Below are 17,684 nucleotides of genomic sequence, written 5' to 3'. Positions count from 1 at the left end.
TATTTCATTTGATTCGTTAAAATTTTTCTATAAGGAGTGACGGTAATTGGCAACAGCAACTCGTGCCTTGTTCATGCTTTTTGGTGCAACAGGTGACCTAGCTAAACGTAAATTATATCCATCTATTTTTAACCTATACAAAAAAGGTTACGTAGATAACGATCACTTTGCATTAATCGGTACTGGTCGTCGTGAATGGAGCGACGAAAAGTTCCGCGAAGTAATCTTGGACTCTGTAAGTGCCAACGCTGACAGCGAAGAACAAGCAAAAGCTTTCGCTAGTCATTTTTACTACATGTCACACGACGTAACTAATCCAGAACATTACGACGCATTAAGTGACTATGCAAACAAGTTAGACCAACAATATGATATTGAAGGAAATCGTATCTTCTACATTTCCATGGCTCCTAACTTCTTTGGAACAGTAGCTAAAAACTTAAAAGCCCACAACTGTTTATCAGACAATGGCGGTTTCAACCGTTTAATTATCGAAAAACCATTCGGACGTGACTACGACACAGCTGAAGAATTGAACAATGCTTTGGCTAAATCATTTAACGAAAACCAAGTTTACAGAATTGATCATTACTTGGGTAAAGAAATGGTTCAAAACATTATTGCATTACGTTTTGGTAACCCATTAATCGAAGGTATTTGGAACAACAAGTACATTGACAACATTCAAGTAACCCTTGCTGAAAAGCTAGGTGTTGAAGAACGTGCCGGATACTATGATGGTTCAGGTGCCCTACGTGATATGGTACAAAACCACACTATGCAAATGCTTACTATCCTTGCAATGGAAGACCCTATTTCATTCAAGGACGTAGACATTCGTAGAGAAAAGATTCGTGCACTAAGAAGCATGCATGTTTACACTGAAGACGAAGCTCGTCAAAACTTCGTTCGTGGACAATATGGTGCAAACGGTGACCAAAGAGATTACCGTCACGAAGACAACGTTCCTAACGATTCAATTACCGAAACTTACGTTGCCGGTAAAGTATTGTTCGAAAACAAACGTTGGAAGAACGTTCCTTTCTACATCAGAACTGGTAAGATGCTAACCGACAAGTTTACTAGAATCGATGTTGTATTCAAGAAACCTCTAGTAGACATCTTTGCTTCTGCTAAGGGAACTGAAAGCGAATTAAACAACAACGTGCTTACTTTATTCGTAGACCCTGTTAACAAGATCATCCTACGTCTAAACGGAAAGCAAGCTGGTCAAGGTATGGAAATGCAACCACTAGACTTAACTCACACTCAAAGTGACGAAGAAAAGGCTGCTACTCCAGAACCATACGAACGTTTAATTCACGATGCTATCTTGGGTAACGCTACTAACTTTGCCAGTTGGGACGAAGTAAGTCGTGCTTGGGAATTCGCCGATGTTATCAGACATGTTTGGGATACTGACAAACCAGACTTCCCTAACTACACACCAGGTTCAATGGGACCTGATGCTGCCGACGAATTACTAGCTCGTGATGGCAGAGCTTGGGTTTTTAACTCAAAAAAATAATTTATATGACATTTAATCATTAAAATGTTAAAATCTAAGTGTATATTTATACACAATTTTCTTTAAAAAGGAAGGTTTATAATGGCTGACTCAAAAGCAAACATTGGTGTTGTTGGAATGGCTGTTATGGGTAAGAACTTAGCCCTTAACATTGAAAGCCGCGGCTTCACTGTAGGTATTTTTAACCGTTCAGCTTCAAAGACTGAAGCGGTAATGAAGGATCACGCAGACAAGAACTTGGTACCAAGTTACTCTGTTGAAGATTTTGTTAACTCACTAGAAACTCCACGTCGTATCGTTATGATGGTTAAGGCTGGTAAGCCAACTGACGCAACTATCGACTCACTATTACCTTTATTAGACAAGGGTGATATCTTAATCGATGGTGGTAACACTAACTTCCATAACACAATCGAAAGAAACGCTAGACTAGATGCATCTGGTATCAACTTTATTGGTATGGGTGTTTCTGGTGGTGAACTAGGTGCTTTACACGGTCCATCACTAATGCCTGGTGGTCAAGAAGAAGCATACAAGCTAGTTGAACCTGTTTTAACTCAAATCGCTGCTAAGGCTAGCGATGGTAAGCCATGTGTTGCTTACATCGGACCTAACGGTGCAGGTCACTACGTAAAGATGGTTCACAACGGTATTGAATACGGTGATGAACAATTAATCGACGAAAGTTACGACATTCTTCGTAACGGTGCCGGTATCGACATTGACGAATTAGCTGATATCTTCAAGGAATGGAACAAGGGTGAACTAAACAGTTACCTAATCGAAATTACTGCTGATATCTTAACTAGAAAAGACGATTTAGGTGCTGACAAGAGCAAGCCTATCGTTGACATGATCTTAGACCGTGGTGCTAACAAGGGTACTGGTAAGTGGTCATCAGAAGATGCCATGGAAGTTGGTACTGACCAATCAGTTATCACTGAATCAGTTTACGCTCGTTTCATCTCAATGCTAAAAGACGAACGTCTTGCAGCAGCTAAGGTATTAAACGGTCCTAAGGCTTCAGACATCATCAACGATGACGAAAAGAAGGACTTAGTAGAACGTGTACGTAAGGCTCTATACTTCGGTAAGATTATGAGTTACGCTCAAGGTTTCGAACAACTACGTTTCGCTTCAGAACAATATGACTGGAACTTGAAGTTCGGTGAACTAGCTCAAATCTGGCGTGAAGGATGCATTATTCGTGCCCAATTCCTACAAAACATTACTGACGCTTTCGAAAAGGATGAAAACCTAACTAACCTATTGTTAGATCCATACTTCTCAGAAATCGCTAACAAGTACCAACAAGATGCTCGTGATGTTGTTGCTCTTGCAACTAAGGCTGGTATTCCAGTTCCATCACTTTCAGCAGCTGTTAACTACTACGATTCATACCGTGCTGAAGTATTACCTGCTAACTTACTACAAGCACAACGTGACTACTTCGGTGCTCACACTTATGAACGTACTGACCGTGAAGGTAACTTCCATTACCCATGGTACACTGAACAATAATATAATTATTGATCACAATAAAAAGAGACGATTAAATCGTCTCTTTTTTAATACATACTAGTTTATAATGGTTATTAATTGCAAATGGATATAAACTAGAATATACTATAACCAATCTTGAAAAAAGAGAGGTTATTTTTTTATGTTTACCGAAAAAGTCTACAAGGATTATTTCTTTTATGAACCCGCTTTTAACACCCACGATGGTGGTTACATTCCTTTGGAAGAACCTAACGTGGAACAACAAAAGTTAAAGGTTCCAGAATTACTTACCCCTGACAAAGAGACCGATACCGACATGTACTACACAGTTACCTCACAAGCTGGTGAAGCACAAATCATGCCCGGTCAAGCCACTAAGACATGGGGATACAATCAATCATTACTAGGTAAGACCATTTTATTCAAACGTGGTAAGAACATTCACGTCACTGTTAAGAACGAATTACCTGAATTAACTACCTATCACTGGCACGGTTTAAATGTTCCCGGTGATATCGATGGTGGTTGTCACACCCCTGTCTACCCAGGTGAAAGTAAGGTTTTAAACTTCAAGTGTGATCAACCCGCAGCCACCCTTTGGTTGCATGCTCATCCATGCCCATCAACCGCCGAACAAGTTTGGCACGGCCTAGCTACCGCTGTTGTCGTCAAGGATGAACATGAAGCAACCCTACCAATTCCACGTAATTACGGTGTCGACGATATTCCCGTTATCTTACAAGATCGTCGTTTCCATGAAGACAATCAATGGGATTACAAGGCTGATTATGACCCAGATGGCGTTCAAGGTCCTACCGCAATGATTAACGGAACTGTTAACCCATACTTTGACGTCACCACCCAAAAGGTTCGTCTTCGTCTATTAGATGGTGCCAACCGTCGCGAATGGCGTTTACACTTCTCAGACGACCTTGAATTCACCCAAATCGCAGGTGACGGTAGCCTCTTAACCCACCCTGTTAAGTTTACCCACCTAATGATTACCTGTGCCGAAAGACAAGAAATTGTCGTTGATTTCGGTCAATACAAACCGGGAGATGAAGTTGTCCTATATTCTGACGATGTCCCCATCATGCATTTTAGAATCCATGAATTCGCAGAAGATAACAGAGTTATTCCCGACACCCTATTTGAAATGAACACACCCAAAGTTACTGAGAACACACCCGTCCGAAAAGTCGTTATGTCCGGTATGGATGAAGAAGTTGCCCTAGATGGCAAGAAGTTTGATATGGAAAGAATCGATGCCAAACAAACCATGGGTAACTGCGAAATCTGGGAAGTTACCAACACCAACGACTGTGAAAACGGAATGGTTCATCCATTCCACATGCATGGTTGCCAATTTGAAGTATTGGACAGAGATGGCCATGCTCCATACCCTAATGAAACCGGTCTAAAGGACACCATCGGCGTTAACCCTGACGAAACAGTTCGCTTCAAAGCATGGTTTGACCACCCCGGCGTCTTCATGTATCACTGCCACATCATCGAACACGAAGATGGCGGTATGATGGCCCAAATCCAAGTCGATGACCCAAGCCACCCACAAGAATTCCACCTAACCAAGATGGATGACTTGATGAAGGCGTTTGCTGAAGAACGCGGCGTTGCCGTCGAAGACCTCGACTTGAGTGGTATGTCTTGTTACGACCACATGGAAAATATGGATCACTGTAATATGTAAAAAAAGAACCTAATCATTGATATGATTAGGTTCTTTTGGCATTTTGATTAGATGATGAAAAATATTTATATCAATTTATAAGTGAAATGTTGTCAAAATATAAGAATTGGTGTACAATAAACGTTGTAATAAAACTAGTAAAAAGGAGTGAACAACATATGACTGAATTAACTTTTGATCCAGGAGCGTCGAAAGATCATTCTATCAAGGGAAAATTGATGTCAGAAGTTGTTTCAATTCTAAACAAATAGAATTGAGATGACCTTTGACAGTTAATTTTCCCGAATCAACATAATCAATATAGATTATTTAGATGGAGAATTAACTGTTGTTGGTTATCTCAGTATCCTTTAGCTGCATGCTTAACGGTGAAACGTTAATTAACAGTGAAATGTTAGCAGCTAATAACAGTAATTTAAAATTAAATATTAATAATTGCTTGATGATGCTTCACCTTCTAGGGAACTAGTTGGGGAGGTATGGACAACAGTTTATACTACTACTAAATTTTACTAACGGATAAACTGAGTAATTATGAGATTACACAAAAATCTTCGTTGAGTCCGCGGGGACGTGGGTTTACGCCAAAGTAATTGCTACTTATCTGTTATCAATATTAATTATAAAAGAGACAACTTTGTAGGTTGTCTCTTTTCTTGTGTTAAACACGAGTAAAAAAGACCGGATCAAATTGATTCGGTCTTTTTATTTTGTTCAACAATCATAAATAACCGTTGTTTTTATATTATCATTAGTATATATTAATAATTGATTACATAATGATTAGGGGGATTATAATGAAAATTAATTATAGATCAAAATTTTTAGCTATTATTTTTGCAATTACATTATTTGTTTGCGCTGGATTTGCTGCCAGTCATGAACATACAGCCTTTGCTAAGTCTCACAAACAATCAACAAAGACTTACAAATGGCACGTTGGTGTTCCAAAGAATCTTCAAGGTAAATCATATTACACTACTTCTAAACCATACACATTTTATAATAGGATGTGGTTTGTATATTTTGGAAAGAAAAACATTTACTTTGGCGAACTATCCCACGGAAAAATTAACTTTAAAAAAAATATAGCAAGCTATTTAACTGGTAATGACTTTTATGATGAGGTAGAGTATCGCCAATCTGGAAAAAATTATTACTTAAGAGCTCATAAAAAAGGCTTTACATTAACAAATGGAACCACTATGAAGAACTATAAAACCATCGGTGAAAAGAAAGTTATCATTAATAATAAAATCGTTCTAACTGAAAATAAAGCTAATGCTAACAAATTTCTAAAGAGTATCGATTGGTTCCAACATGATTTGAAATCATATAAATAACAAAAAAAGACCGGATCATATTGATTCGGTCTTTTTATTTATGCTTTTGGAATAAACAAGTTACCTAAGGTTACAGCGACAATTGCTTTAATCGAATGCATACGATTTTCGGCCTCTGTGAACTGCCAAGCATATTTACTATTAAATACCTCATCACTAACCTCTAATGCGGTTAAGCCGTATTTTTCTTCAATATACTGTCCTTTTGTGGTCTTGTTGTCATGAAAAGATGGTAGACAATGCATAAAGATGATTTCGTCATCTTTCATCCCTGTCTTTTCGATCATTTCCATATTAACTTGATATGGTTTTAATAATTGAATTCTTTCATCCCAATTATCTTCACCCATGGATACCCAAACATCCGTATATAATACATTGGAATCTTTAACCCCGGAATCGACATCGTCGGTGATTAGGACTTCAGCGCCAGATTGTTGAGCGTATTTTTGCGCTAGTTCTTGGTTTTCCTTGGATGGGAATAATGATTTTGGTGCAACGATGTGTACATTTACGCCAAGCAAAGCTGCGGTGATTAATAGTGAGTTGGCCATGTTGTTTCTACCATCACCAACATAGGTTAATGTAAGGCCTTCTAGCTTGCCAAACTTTTCCTTCATGGTCATGAAGTCGGCCAACATTTGGGTTGGATGACTGTCATCGGTTAGCCCGTTCCAAACCGGAACACCACTGTATTTTGATAGTGTTTCAACGTCTTGTTGTTTGAATCCACGAAATTCGATTCCGTCATACATTGATCCTAAGACCTTGGCGGTGTCTGAAACTGATTCTTCGTCACCGAAGTGAATGTCGTTTGTACCAAGGTATTCGGAATGTCCACCCAAGTCGTTGATGGCAATCACAAATGATGAACGAGTTCTGGTTGATGGTTTTTCAAATAATAAGGCAATGTTCTTACCGGCTAAAAATTCGTGTTTAATGTTATTTTTCTTTAAGTGTTTTAAATGAATTGCGAAATCGATTAGGTAGTTAATTTCATCGGCGGAAAAATCGTCGATATTTAGTAAACTTCTACCGTAAAAAATATTATTTAACATGCTGCCACTTCCTTTTCTAAAACGTTTTTGATTTGTTGAACTCCCCATTCTAGAGCCTTTTTATCCATGATTAATGGTGGTAGTAAACGCAATGTGTTGGCACGAGCTGAGATTGTTAGCATCCCAATTTCTTGTAATTGTTTAATCACATCTGCGACGTCGATTGAATTGGCTAAGTGAATGCCGACCATGAATCCACGACCGGAAACTTTTTCGACATTTTTAAGTGGTAGTAATTGCGTATTTAGTTCTTGGAATAAATATTCACCCTTTAGTTTGACTTCATTCAAAAATTCGGGTGTCATTTGATTTAAAACGGCATTGGCAGCGGCCATAACGACCTTATTGCCACCAAATGTATTGCCGTGAGTGCCTGGGCCAAATGCTGATGCTAATCCCTTTTTCGCTAGCATTGCACCAACCGGTAAACCATTGCCTAAGCCTTTTGCACAGGTGATGATATCTGGGTTCAATCCAGCGTATTCAAAGGCAAACTTGTATCCGGTACGTCCCATCCCCGCTTGGACCTCGTCGACAATTAATAAGGTGTTAGTTTCATGACACTTAACTTCGACCTTCTTTAGCCATTCGGTGTTTCCGACGTTAACACCACCTTCTCCTTGAATCGCTTCTAGGATGACTGCGGCACAATCATCATCGATGAAATCTAGTGCCTTATCGTCGTTGTATTCGGCAAATTCACTGCCGGGAACTAAAGGCGTAAAACCACTTTGGATGGCTTCGTATCCGGTCAATGATAGTGATCCATAGGTACGACCGTGGAAGCCATAGTTAAATGCGAGTACCTTTTTCTTGTGAGTGTACTTACGTGCAATCTTAAACGCTGCTTCATTGGCTTCGGTACCTGAATTACATAAGAATGCTAGGTAGCCTTCTGGACAAAGCTTGCCAGCGACTTGGTCTTGCATCGAATTAATGTATAGGTTGGAAGTGTGCCAAATGTGGTTTAGTTGTTCACCCACAGCAGTTTTAACCTGTTCATTACTGTATCCTAAGTTGCAGACACCAATTCCACTGGTGAAGTCGACATACTCCTTGCCGTTGGCATCGATGATATGCCAGTCGTGTCCGTCAATTGGTTCGATATCAAAATATTTATAAGTTGGTAATACGTTTTCCATTCCTGTCATCCCCTAATCAATAATTGTTGTTCCGTGTTCTTCTAAGTTATTAGTAATTGTGACGTTTTCGACACCGTGATCAATCGCATCTAAGGCTGCTTTTACCTTTGGAATCATCCCACTGACAATGTAGTGTTCCTTGATTAATTCGATTGCTTGTTTGTGGGTCAACTCTTCTAGCATTTCGTCTTCGACCTTCACTCCGCAGACGTCGGTTAATAGGACTAGTTCATCAGCATGCAATAATGAGGCCATTTCACTGGCTGCAATGTCTGCGTTGACGTTTAGTTTGTCAGTATCATTTTTATAAACGATTGAAGACATCAAACCAACCGAGTTGTCAGTCATCTTGTTAATCCAATTGGTATCGACCTGACTAATGGTGCCAACCTCACCGTACTTTTCGTGGTCTAGGTAATCGCCTTTGACAAACGAGTATCCGTAGCTATTGAGGTTATGGGTTTCAATGCCATGATCCATTAGTTTCTTGCCAAGTTGTTCTTGAATGACATCGTTTAACAACAAGTCCGAAATCTTCATCATTTCAAGATTTGTGACTCTGATACCATCGATTTTTTTGACCGGTTCACCGACAAACTCACCACATTTTGAGATGATGTTGCCACCACCATGGACGATGATGATGTGTTCACCATCATCTTGTTTTTCGGCAACGTATTCGAAGAAAGCTTCTGGTAAGTGATTAATCATATTTCCGCCAATTTTTAAAATAATCATATTAATCACCCCTCGTAAGCCGCATTAATCTCAACGTACTTGTAGGTCAAGTCGCAGCCCCAAGCAGTTCCACTGGCATTACCAACATTTAAGTCGACATCGATGATGATGTTTTCATCGGTAAATAGTGACTTTAGTTCTTCATCAGTGAACGAGACCGGAACACTGTTAGTGACAATTTCGGTGCCGTTTAAAGTAATTGCGACATGGTTTGGATCGACGTGGGCATGAGTTTGACCGATGGCTTGAACGATTCTGCCCCAGTTGGCTTCCTTACCAAAAATCATGGATTTTACCAAGTTAGAACCAACGATTGCCTTTGATACTAGGTTGGCTTCTTGTTTGTCGAATGCATTATTAACGTTAACTTCCACGAAGTTATTAGCACCTTCACCATCTTGGGCGACCTTTTTCGCAAGTGTGGTTAGTACATATTTGAAACCTTTAGCAAACTCGATATATTCATCGCTATCCGGAACTAGTTGGTCGTTTTGAGCAGCACCGTTGGCCATCGCTAAGACCATATCGTTAGTGGACATGCAGCCATCAACAGTGATTTGGTTAAAGGTTGAAACGATGTCTTCGCTCAATAGTTTTTGTAAATTATCCCCCGCAATGTTGGCATCGGTAACGATGAAACTAAGTGTGGTCCCCATGTTTGGATGAATCATCCCTGATCCCTTTGAAAAACCGGTAATGGTAACTGGTTTGTCATTTAGGGTCAATTCAACACATACCTTCTTAGAACAGGTATCAGTAGTGATAATTGCTTCCGGTGCGTCGATATCATCGGTGCTTAGTTCTAGATGATCGACACCGTTTTGGTATGTATTCATATCTAGTTGTTTACCGATAATTCCGGTTGAAGCAACACCAATTAAGGTATCGTCTAGGTGTAATTTATCGGCAACTAATTGTTTGGAATTGTAGACATTTTGAATGCCTTCATCGCCAGTAAATGAGTTGGCGTTACCAGAGTTAACAATGATTGCTTGTAGTTGATGGTTTAATTCAATAGTTTTCTTGGTGACTTGAACGGGTGCTGCCTTGAATTGGTTGGTAGTGTAAACCCCTGCGGCAGCAGCGGGTGTGTCTGATACTACCCAGCACATGTCTAGTTGTTCATCTGGTTTGAATCCCGCATGAGTTGATCCTGATTTAATATTTAGTGGCCATTTAAAATCGATTGTTTTCATAATTAGTTCCTCCTAAGGTAATACGTGCATTAGTTCTAATCCGTCAGTTTCTTCAAAATCAAATAGGTGGTTGAAGTTTTGAATTGCTTGTCCAGCCGCGCCCTTAATCATGTTGTCGATGACGCTGACAATCATTAAAGAGTTATTGCTGGAATTAAAAGAAAGCCCAACATGACAATCGTTTGTACCGACTACGCTCTTGATAGTTGGTAGCTCATCCATTGATACGTGAACAAATTTACTGTTCGCATATAATGAATCGAATGCATGTTGGACTTTATCCATTTCAATATTTGATTTTAGTTTCATAAACATAGTGCACATAATTCCCTTGTTTAAAGGAACCAAGGTGGTCATGAATTCAATGTTTTGAATGTTTTTATTCCAAACTTTTAACTTTTGTACAATTTCTGGAATGTGTTTGTGTTCGTGGGGTTTGTATACTTGTAGGTTTTCATTAGCCATGACAAAATGACTGGAATCACTAAGTGACTTTCCAGCTCCTGATAAACCTGACTTCGCATCAATCACAATGCTATCTAAATCGATCAAATCTTCTTTGACTACCGGTGCCAACCCTAATAGCACAGCGGTAGCATAACATCCTGGGTTTGCGATGTACTTTGCACCCTCGCTGTCATCAATATCTGCTAAGCAGTATTGTGCCTTTTGTAAGTCTGAGAGTTCAGCGGGATCTTTTTGATACCACTTCACGTATTCATCAGGGTCTTTTAATCTGTAATCTCCTGATAAGTCAATGACCGGAAAACCGGCTTTGATAAAGGGTTTAGCCATCTTTGATGTCACACCAGCTGGAGTGGCAAAAAAGACCGCATCATTGTCTTTGATAATGGCATTTTCGTCATAAGGAAAGACTAAGTGTTGATCGTATGAAATTTCTTCATTAATTTGGTTTAACTGAGTTGGTTTGGACAAATTATGTCCGTATAAATTAATTTGATTTACTTGAGAATGTTTTTTTAATAATTCATATAAAGTTGATCCGGCGTATCCGGTAATTCCAATAATTGCGACTTGCATAATAGCGACAGTCCTTTCGATAAGTTCAATTTTTTAGACACTGCTCCTGTTGAAAAAACGTTGCTACGTCGCCTTTGGTTTAAGTTTTGTTTTGTCATGTTAATCACCCTTTTGTATTTTTTTGATGTCTCGGTAACATCTTGCAAATTACAATAGCACAACTTTTTATTTTTGCAAACTTATTTTTTAATTTTAATTTAATCTTGTTTTAATTTTTTAGTTATGTTAAATTGAGTTCAACGAAAACAAATAATTTTAAAAAGTGGTGAGTGTTATGAACAACAAATCAAATAATACACTAACTGAATACACTGCATTGAGGAGGACACGTATTGTGCCGTCCCCAACTTTTAGGCGCACTTTTTAATCAAACAATAAATTAGTCGAGGGACGGCAGAAATAAATTTTAAGTTATGCTGAAATTTATCTGCGGGTCCCTTTTTTAATCCGAATATGAATAACTGGATACTTTTCGCATAATTTAAAATAAGTTGCATTCTACTGTCGATCGACTTATTTATGGATATGGGCAAATGTATTCAGAACGTAAGGTTGATCACATAGTTGGTCAGCCTTTTTTATTTACCAAAATTTGGAGGTAATTATTATGAAAACGTATTTAGTATTAAGTAACGGCTCAATTTATCAGGGATATTCAAAATTAAAACCTACAACTACTGCCGGTGAGGTAGTATTTAGCACCGGTATGACTGGTTATCAAGAAACCATCACGGATCCAAGCTACTATGGACAAATCATGGTCTTTACATACCCGCTTATCGGAAACTACGGCATCAACTTTGAGGATAACGAAAAGGATACACCTTGTGTTTCCGGCATCATCGCATATGACATTGCGGAACACCCTAGCAACTACCGTAGCAAGATGTCGCTTTATCAATATGCCGAAAAGTTCAACATCCCCATGATTGAAGGCATCGATACACGTGAATTAACCAAGGAACTTCGTCACGACGGCTGCATCAAAGGCGTTATCACCGACAACCCAAACGATGAAGCGGTCCAAAATCTTTTGAACAAACCGGTATCGTTTGCCAACCATGCAACAAAAGAAACAACACATATTAAGGGTGATGGCCTAAAGGTAGCCGTTATCGATTATGGAATTAAGAACTCCATCGTTTCTGAATTGGTTAACTTTAATGCCGACGTTCATATCTTTCCCGCCGATGTGTCAGCTCAAGAAATTGAAGACATCAATCCAGACGGCATCGTCTTATCAAACGGTCCCGGCGATCCAGCTAACATGATTGATAAGATTGGTGTCATCCAAGAACTTCAAGAAGAATATCCAATCATGGGAATCTGTTTAGGTAATCAACTACTAGGATTAGCCAATGGCGCCAAGACATTCAAGATGAAGTTTGGACACCGTGGTTTCAACCATGCCGTTAAGGACCTACAAACAAACAAGTGCTACTTCACATCTCAAAACCACGGATATGCACTCCTACCCGAATCAATTCCGGGTTCAAACGTCGACGTTCTATTCGAAGAAGTTAACGATCACACCGTCGAAGGAATTAAGGTCAAGGGTCATAACGCCTTTTCAGTTCAATTCCATCCGGATGCATCCCCTGGTCCACACGACGCACTATTTATATTCAATAAATTCTTCAACATGATTACCAAGAAGGAGGTTTTAACAAATGAGTAAAGACACCGACATCCATAAAATTTTAGTCATCGGTTCCGGACCGATTGTCATTGGTCAAGCGGCCGAATTTGACTACTCGGGTTCCCAAGCCTGTCTGTCATTAAAGGAAGAAGGCTACGAAGTTGTCTTGGTGAACTCCAATCCGGCCACTATTATGACCGACAAGGATATCGCTGATGAAGTCTACATCGAACCCATTACCATCGATGCAATTGAAAAAATCATCGAAAAGGAATTACCGGAAGCCATCCTCCCTACTTTAGGTGGCCAAACTGGTTTGAACATGGCCAAGGACTTAGCCGATGCCGGAATCTTGAAAAAGTACGGTATCAAATTACTAGGTACCAAGCTACAATCCATCGAGGAAGCCGAAGACCGTGACCTCTTCAAACAATTGATGAATGATTTAGACGAACCGGTACCCGAATCAACAATCGCCAACAGTCTAGAAGATGCCAAAAAGTTAGCCACAAAGATTGGCTATCCATTGGTGATTCGTCCCGCCTACACGCTAGGTGGGACCGGTGGTGGTTTCGTTCATAACGATGACGAACTAGAAACCATCGTCACCAACGGTTTAGAAATGTCACCAGTTACTCAAGTCTTGGTAGAAAAATCAATTGCCGGATACAAGGAAATCGAATTCGAAGTGATGCGTGACGCCAAGGACAATGCGTTAATCGTTTGTTCAATGGAAAACGTCGATCCAGTCGGTGTCCATACTGGTGATTCAATCGTTGTCTCACCTACGCAAACCCTATCCGATAAGGACTACCAAATGCTAAGAGATGCCGCATTAAAGATTATTCGTGCGCTAGATATCGAAGGTGGCGTGAACATTCAAATGGCCATCGACCAACACAGTGGTGACTACTTCATCATCGAAGTTAACCCCCGTGTCTCTCGTTCATCAGCATTAGCCTCCAAAGCAACCGGATATCCAATTGCTAAAATATCCGCCAAGATTGCGGTGGGTATGACGCTAGACGAAATCATCAATCCACTGACTGGGAAGTCACTTGCTGAATTCGAACCAGCACTGGATTACATCGTCACCAAGATTCCACGTTTGCCATTCGATAAGTTTACCGACATCGATAATTCACTTGGTACTCAAATGAAGGCAACTGGAGAAGTCATGGCTATCGGTAGAAACTTCGAAGCATCCCTATTAAAGGCGATTCGTTCTCTCGAAGATGGCAACAGTCATGACTTTACCAATAGTTCAAAAGGCGAATTATTGGAAAGCATTAAAACTCCAACCAATCAACGTTTATTCCAAATCTTGGAACTACTTAGTCGTCATATCAGCGTTGAAGATATTCATGACCACACCCAAATCAATCAATTCTTCCTATATAAGATGCAACATATTATTGAAATTAAGGAAGAACTTAAAGATGATCAATCAGTCGATTCATTGAAAATAGCCAAACAACACGGCTTTTCAGATCAACAAATCGCATCCATCTGGAATTGCAACGAAGCAGATGTCTACAACACCAGAATGCAAAACAATATCGTTGCTGGTTTTAAAATGGTCGATACTTCTGCTGGTGAATTCGATTCAACCACCCCTTATTACTACAGCACATTCGGTCAATCCAACGAATCTAAGGTCAGCGATAAAAAATCAATTTTGATTGTGGGTTCAGGACCCATTAGAATTGGCCAAGGTGTGGAATTCGACTACGCCACCGTTCATTCCATCTTTGCTGTTAAGAAGGCTGGATACGAAGCTATCGTGATTAACTCCAATCCAGAAACCGTCTCGACCGACTTCTCAATCTCGGACAAGCTATACTTTGAACCACTAACCATCGAGGATGTCATGAATGTGATTAACCTGGAAAAACCAGCTGGTGTCATTCTCCAATTCGGTGGGCAAACCGCCATCAACTTATCAGAAGGATTATCCAAGCTAGGTGTCAATGTTTTAGGAACCACCGTTGAAGATATTAATATCAGTGAGGATCGTGAATTATTTAGCCACGCCATCACTAGTCTAAATATCAAACAACCGTACGGGACATCCGTCGAAAGTATCGAAGGAGCCCTTCAGGCCACCAAGGAAATGAACTACCCAGTGTTATTACGTCCTTCATACGTCATTGGTGGTAAGGCGATGAGAATCGTTCATAATGAAGAAGAATTACTGAACTACATGCAAACCGCGGTCAATGTATCGCATCAACACCCCGTTTTAATTGATTCCTACCTATATGGAACGGAAGCCGAGGTCGATATCATCTCAGATGGTGAAACGGTCATCATTCCTGGAATCATCGAACACGTTGAAAGTTCGGGTGTCCATTCCGGTGATTCAATGGCGATCTACCCACCCCAACACATCTCGTTTAACATTCAAAAACAAATTACCGACATCGCCATTAACTTAGCGAAGAAGTTAAAGACCATCGGTTTGATGAATATTCAATTCATCATTTCAGACAATCAGGTATATGTAATCGAGGTAAACCAAAGAGCTTCTAGAACGGTTCCATTCCTATCAAAGGTAACTGACGTGCCAATCGTCGATTTAGCTACCAATGCTATATTAGGGACTCCCTTAACATCATTTGGTTACAAAACTGGACTAATTACCCCATCCAGTTTTGTATCCGTTAAATCCCCGGTATTTAGTTTTAATAAACTACCAGGTGCTGATGCGAACCTCAGTCCGGAAATGAAGTCCACAGGTGAAGTAATGGGTACCGCGATTGATTACGATTCAGCTTTAGCGAAGTCATTCTCCGCTGCAGGAATCAATATCAAGGAGCACGGTAACGTCTTGTTAAACCTCAGCCATCATGATGACGAACAAAACCAGCAGTTAATTGAAGGCTTATCTGCTTTTGGTTTTAACATCGTCGATATGAAACCAGAAGATATTACCGAAGAAAACGTTGATTTAATCATCAACACAGCTGAAGATGATCACCTCAACAATATCGCAACCGCCTTTTCGATTCCGTTATTTACTTACATTGATACGGCCAATGCATTTATCCAATCACTCAATTGTGACGATATAATGGTAGAAAAGATATAAAAAAAAGACCTAATCCAAATGGATTAGGTCTTTTAATTTTGTTTATTTATGAATTCCGATTGATTTTAGATATTTAGCTTCTTTTTCAGGATCGAATTCTTTTTCAGACTTACCAATAATCACAGTTGCCAGTGAGTTACCGATAACGTTAACTGCGGTTCTGGCCATATCAATGAAACGGTCAATTCCGGCAATAAATGTTAAACCAGAAACTGGGATACCAACAGTTGAAACGGTTGCTAATAGAACAACGAATGAAGCACCAGGAACACCGGCCATACCTTTTGAAGTAATCATTAGGGCAACTAGTAAAGTAAGTTGTTGACCAATGCTTAAGTGAATTCCGTAAGCTTGAGCTAGGAATAATGCAGCAAGTGATTGGTAAATTGCTGAACCATCAAGGTTAAATGTGTAACCAGTTGGGATTACGAATGAAACGATTGATGGGCTAACACCAAACTTAGTCATCTTGTCGATACTTCTAGGTAGCGCAGCTTCTGAACTTGCAGTTGAGAATGCTAATACAGCTTCTTCCTTAACAACCTTTAGAAGGTCAGTAATCTTGAAACCAAAGATTCTAGCAGCTAGTCCCATAACAACAAGTACGAATACCATCATTGTTAGGTAAGTTAATAAAACGAAGTAACTTAGTGGAGCTAAGGCAGAAACACCAAGTTCGGCTAGAGTAACACCGATTAATGCACAAACACCAATTGGAGATAACTTCATGATCCAACCAGTAATCTTGAACATTACTTGTGATACGGCGTTTAAGAAATCAACGATAACCTTACCCTTTTCACCAACTGCAGCAGTACCTAAACCAAAGAATACTGAGAATACGATAATTGGCATCATATCACCAGAAGCAATTGAGTTAAATACGTTGACCGGAATTAGGTTAATTAATGTACCCCAGATTCCAGTGTGGTTTGCAGTCTTTGCGGTGGTCATGTATTGGGTAATATCAGTAGCGTGTAATGAATGCACGTTAATGAAGTCACCAGGATGGAAAACATTACCAACAACTAAACCTAAAACGATGGCGATAGTAGTCATAATTTCGAAGTATAGAATGGTCTTTCCACCGATACGGCCTAACTTATGGATATCACCAATGTTGGCAATCCCAACAGTTAAACATGAAACAACGATTGGGACAACGATCATTTGAATCAAACGAATGAACATTGTACCAACACTTTGCATTGCAGTAATTGCAGTAGCGTTCTTGTAGAACACTAGACCTAGGATGATACCTAAAATTAAACCAATCAGGATTTGCCATCCTAGTGTTATCTTAAATTTCTTCATTACGAAGCCTCTCCTTAATATGTATTACTATAATTTTATCATAAATCACGAATAATATCCCCGGTTAATAATGAAAATGTACCTAAATAACGATAAAAGACAAACTATTTTACGTAGTTTTGCGATAGTAATTCAGATATTAACATTATGGTGCGCCCTTGGATTAACGAAATATCTCTATTTCCATTCAAATCCTGTAGTTAATCAAGTGTGATCAGCACACCTCTTTAATTCTATCATAAAAAACAATGTATCGTTTTGAATGTACAAAAAAAGAGCTACCAAACGGTAACTCTTTTATAAATTGCGCGGCGACTTCCTACCCTTGCAGAGGGCGATCCCTCAACTACTATCGGCGTTTAGAAGCTTAACTTCTGTGTTCG

Annotated in this window: 12 protein-coding genes; 6 read left to right on the top strand and 6 right to left on the bottom strand. The window is 39.5% G+C overall.

Annotation, left to right across the window (positions count from 1 at the left end; translation table 11 throughout):
* Positions 1-46: 46 nt before the first annotated feature.
* The 4 genes from zwf (at position 47) to J3U50_RS04630 (ending at position 6,082) form a co-directional block, all read left to right on the top strand.
* Entirely contained in the window at positions 47-1,528 is a 1,482-nt protein-coding gene (zwf, locus tag J3U50_RS04645; RefSeq protein WP_053791307.1) for a glucose-6-phosphate dehydrogenase, read from the top strand.
* Between the two features lie 81 nt (positions 1,529-1,609).
* Complete coding sequence (gene gndA, locus J3U50_RS04640) at positions 1,610-3,049, top strand: NADP-dependent phosphogluconate dehydrogenase (RefSeq protein WP_053791306.1); 1,440 nt, start codon at positions 1,610-1,612, stop codon at positions 3,047-3,049.
* A gap of 142 nt (positions 3,050-3,191) precedes the next feature.
* The gene (locus J3U50_RS04635) at positions 3,192-4,739 is read left to right on the top strand and encodes a multicopper oxidase family protein (RefSeq protein ID WP_301945673.1); all 1,548 of its coding nucleotides are present in this window, start codon (positions 3,192-3,194) and stop codon (positions 4,737-4,739) included.
* Positions 4,740-5,536: 797 nt separating this feature from the next.
* Complete coding sequence (locus tag J3U50_RS04630; RefSeq protein ID WP_301945672.1) at positions 5,537-6,082, top strand: hypothetical protein; 546 nt, start codon at positions 5,537-5,539, stop codon at positions 6,080-6,082.
* 38 nt (positions 6,083-6,120) lie between these two features.
* Here the strand turns inward: J3U50_RS04630 and argF are convergent, their stop codons facing one another.
* From argF to argC, 5 genes are read right to left on the bottom strand one after another with little or no spacing between them, the layout of a single operon-like run.
* Positions 6,121-7,140: an ornithine carbamoyltransferase gene (gene argF, locus J3U50_RS04625; RefSeq protein WP_301945671.1), complete on the bottom strand. Its 1,020-nt coding sequence runs from the start codon at positions 7,138-7,140 to the stop codon at positions 6,121-6,123.
* Complete coding sequence (locus J3U50_RS04620; protein WP_301945670.1) at positions 7,134-8,282, bottom strand: acetylornithine transaminase; 1,149 nt, start codon at positions 8,280-8,282, stop codon at positions 7,134-7,136. The genes argF and J3U50_RS04620 overlap by 7 nt, the downstream gene beginning before the upstream one ends.
* A gap of 12 nt (positions 8,283-8,294) precedes the next feature.
* Positions 8,295-9,020, bottom strand: coding sequence for an acetylglutamate kinase (gene argB, locus J3U50_RS04615; RefSeq protein ID WP_301945669.1), 726 nt, complete (start codon positions 9,018-9,020; stop codon positions 8,295-8,297).
* A gap of 5 nt (positions 9,021-9,025) precedes the next feature.
* Positions 9,026-10,216: a bifunctional glutamate N-acetyltransferase/amino-acid acetyltransferase ArgJ gene (argJ, locus tag J3U50_RS04610; protein WP_301945668.1), complete on the bottom strand. Its 1,191-nt coding sequence runs from the start codon at positions 10,214-10,216 to the stop codon at positions 9,026-9,028.
* 12 nt (positions 10,217-10,228) lie between these two features.
* Positions 10,229-11,257 carry an N-acetyl-gamma-glutamyl-phosphate reductase gene (argC, locus tag J3U50_RS04605; RefSeq protein WP_301945667.1) on the bottom strand — a complete coding sequence of 343 codons (1,029 nt, stop codon included), beginning with the start codon at positions 11,255-11,257 and terminating at the stop codon, positions 10,229-10,231.
* Between the two features lie 604 nt (positions 11,258-11,861).
* Between argC and J3U50_RS04600 the strand changes: the two genes are divergently transcribed.
* Complete coding sequence (locus tag J3U50_RS04600) at positions 11,862-12,935, top strand: carbamoyl phosphate synthase small subunit (protein ID WP_054608421.1); 1,074 nt, start codon at positions 11,862-11,864, stop codon at positions 12,933-12,935.
* The gene (carB, locus tag J3U50_RS04595; protein ID WP_301945666.1) at positions 12,928-15,987 is read left to right on the top strand and encodes a carbamoyl-phosphate synthase large subunit; all 3,060 of its coding nucleotides are present in this window, start codon (positions 12,928-12,930) and stop codon (positions 15,985-15,987) included. Before J3U50_RS04600 ends, carB begins: the two co-directional genes overlap by 8 nt.
* A gap of 42 nt (positions 15,988-16,029) precedes the next feature.
* Here carB and J3U50_RS04590 read toward each other — a convergent pair whose 3' ends face one another.
* Positions 16,030-17,301, bottom strand: a complete 1,272-nt coding sequence (locus J3U50_RS04590; RefSeq protein WP_054608420.1) for a cation:dicarboxylase symporter family transporter — start codon at positions 17,299-17,301, stop codon at positions 16,030-16,032.
* Between the last annotated feature and the right edge of the window lie 383 nt (positions 17,302-17,684).

It is taken from the genome of Lactobacillus sp. B3795 (genome assembly GCF_026535805.1).
GTDB classification, from domain to species: Bacteria; Bacillota; Bacilli; order Lactobacillales; family Lactobacillaceae; genus Apilactobacillus; species Apilactobacillus kunkeei_C.
Note: the sequence above shows the minus strand (reverse complement) of the source record. Positions and strands in the feature narration are given on the sequence as shown.

Coding starts and splice junctions, on each gene's coding strand:
- gndA (WP_053791306.1), top strand. CDS start 1,610: ATGGCTGACTCAAAAGCAAACATTGGTGTTGTTGGAATGGCTGTTATG.
- J3U50_RS04635 (WP_301945673.1), top strand. CDS start 3,192: ATGTTTACCGAAAAAGTCTACAAGGATTATTTCTTTTATGAACCCGCT.
- J3U50_RS04630 (WP_301945672.1), top strand. CDS start 5,537: ATGAAAATTAATTATAGATCAAAATTTTTAGCTATTATTTTTGCAATT.
- argF (WP_301945671.1), bottom strand. CDS start 7,140: ATGTTAAATAATATTTTTTACGGTAGAAGTTTACTAAATATCGACGAT.
- J3U50_RS04620 (WP_301945670.1), bottom strand. CDS start 8,282: ATGGAAAACGTATTACCAACTTATAAATATTTTGATATCGAACCAATT.
- argB (WP_301945669.1), bottom strand. CDS start 9,020: ATGATTATTTTAAAAATTGGCGGAAATATGATTAATCACTTACCAGAA.
- argJ (WP_301945668.1), bottom strand. CDS start 10,216: ATGAAAACAATCGATTTTAAATGGCCACTAAATATTAAATCAGGATCA.
- argC (WP_301945667.1), bottom strand. CDS start 11,257: ATGCAAGTCGCAATTATTGGAATTACCGGATACGCCGGATCAACTTTA.
- carB (WP_301945666.1), top strand. CDS start 12,928: ATGAGTAAAGACACCGACATCCATAAAATTTTAGTCATCGGTTCCGGA.
- J3U50_RS04590 (WP_054608420.1), bottom strand. CDS start 17,301: ATGAAGAAATTTAAGATAACACTAGGATGGCAAATCCTGATTGGTTTA.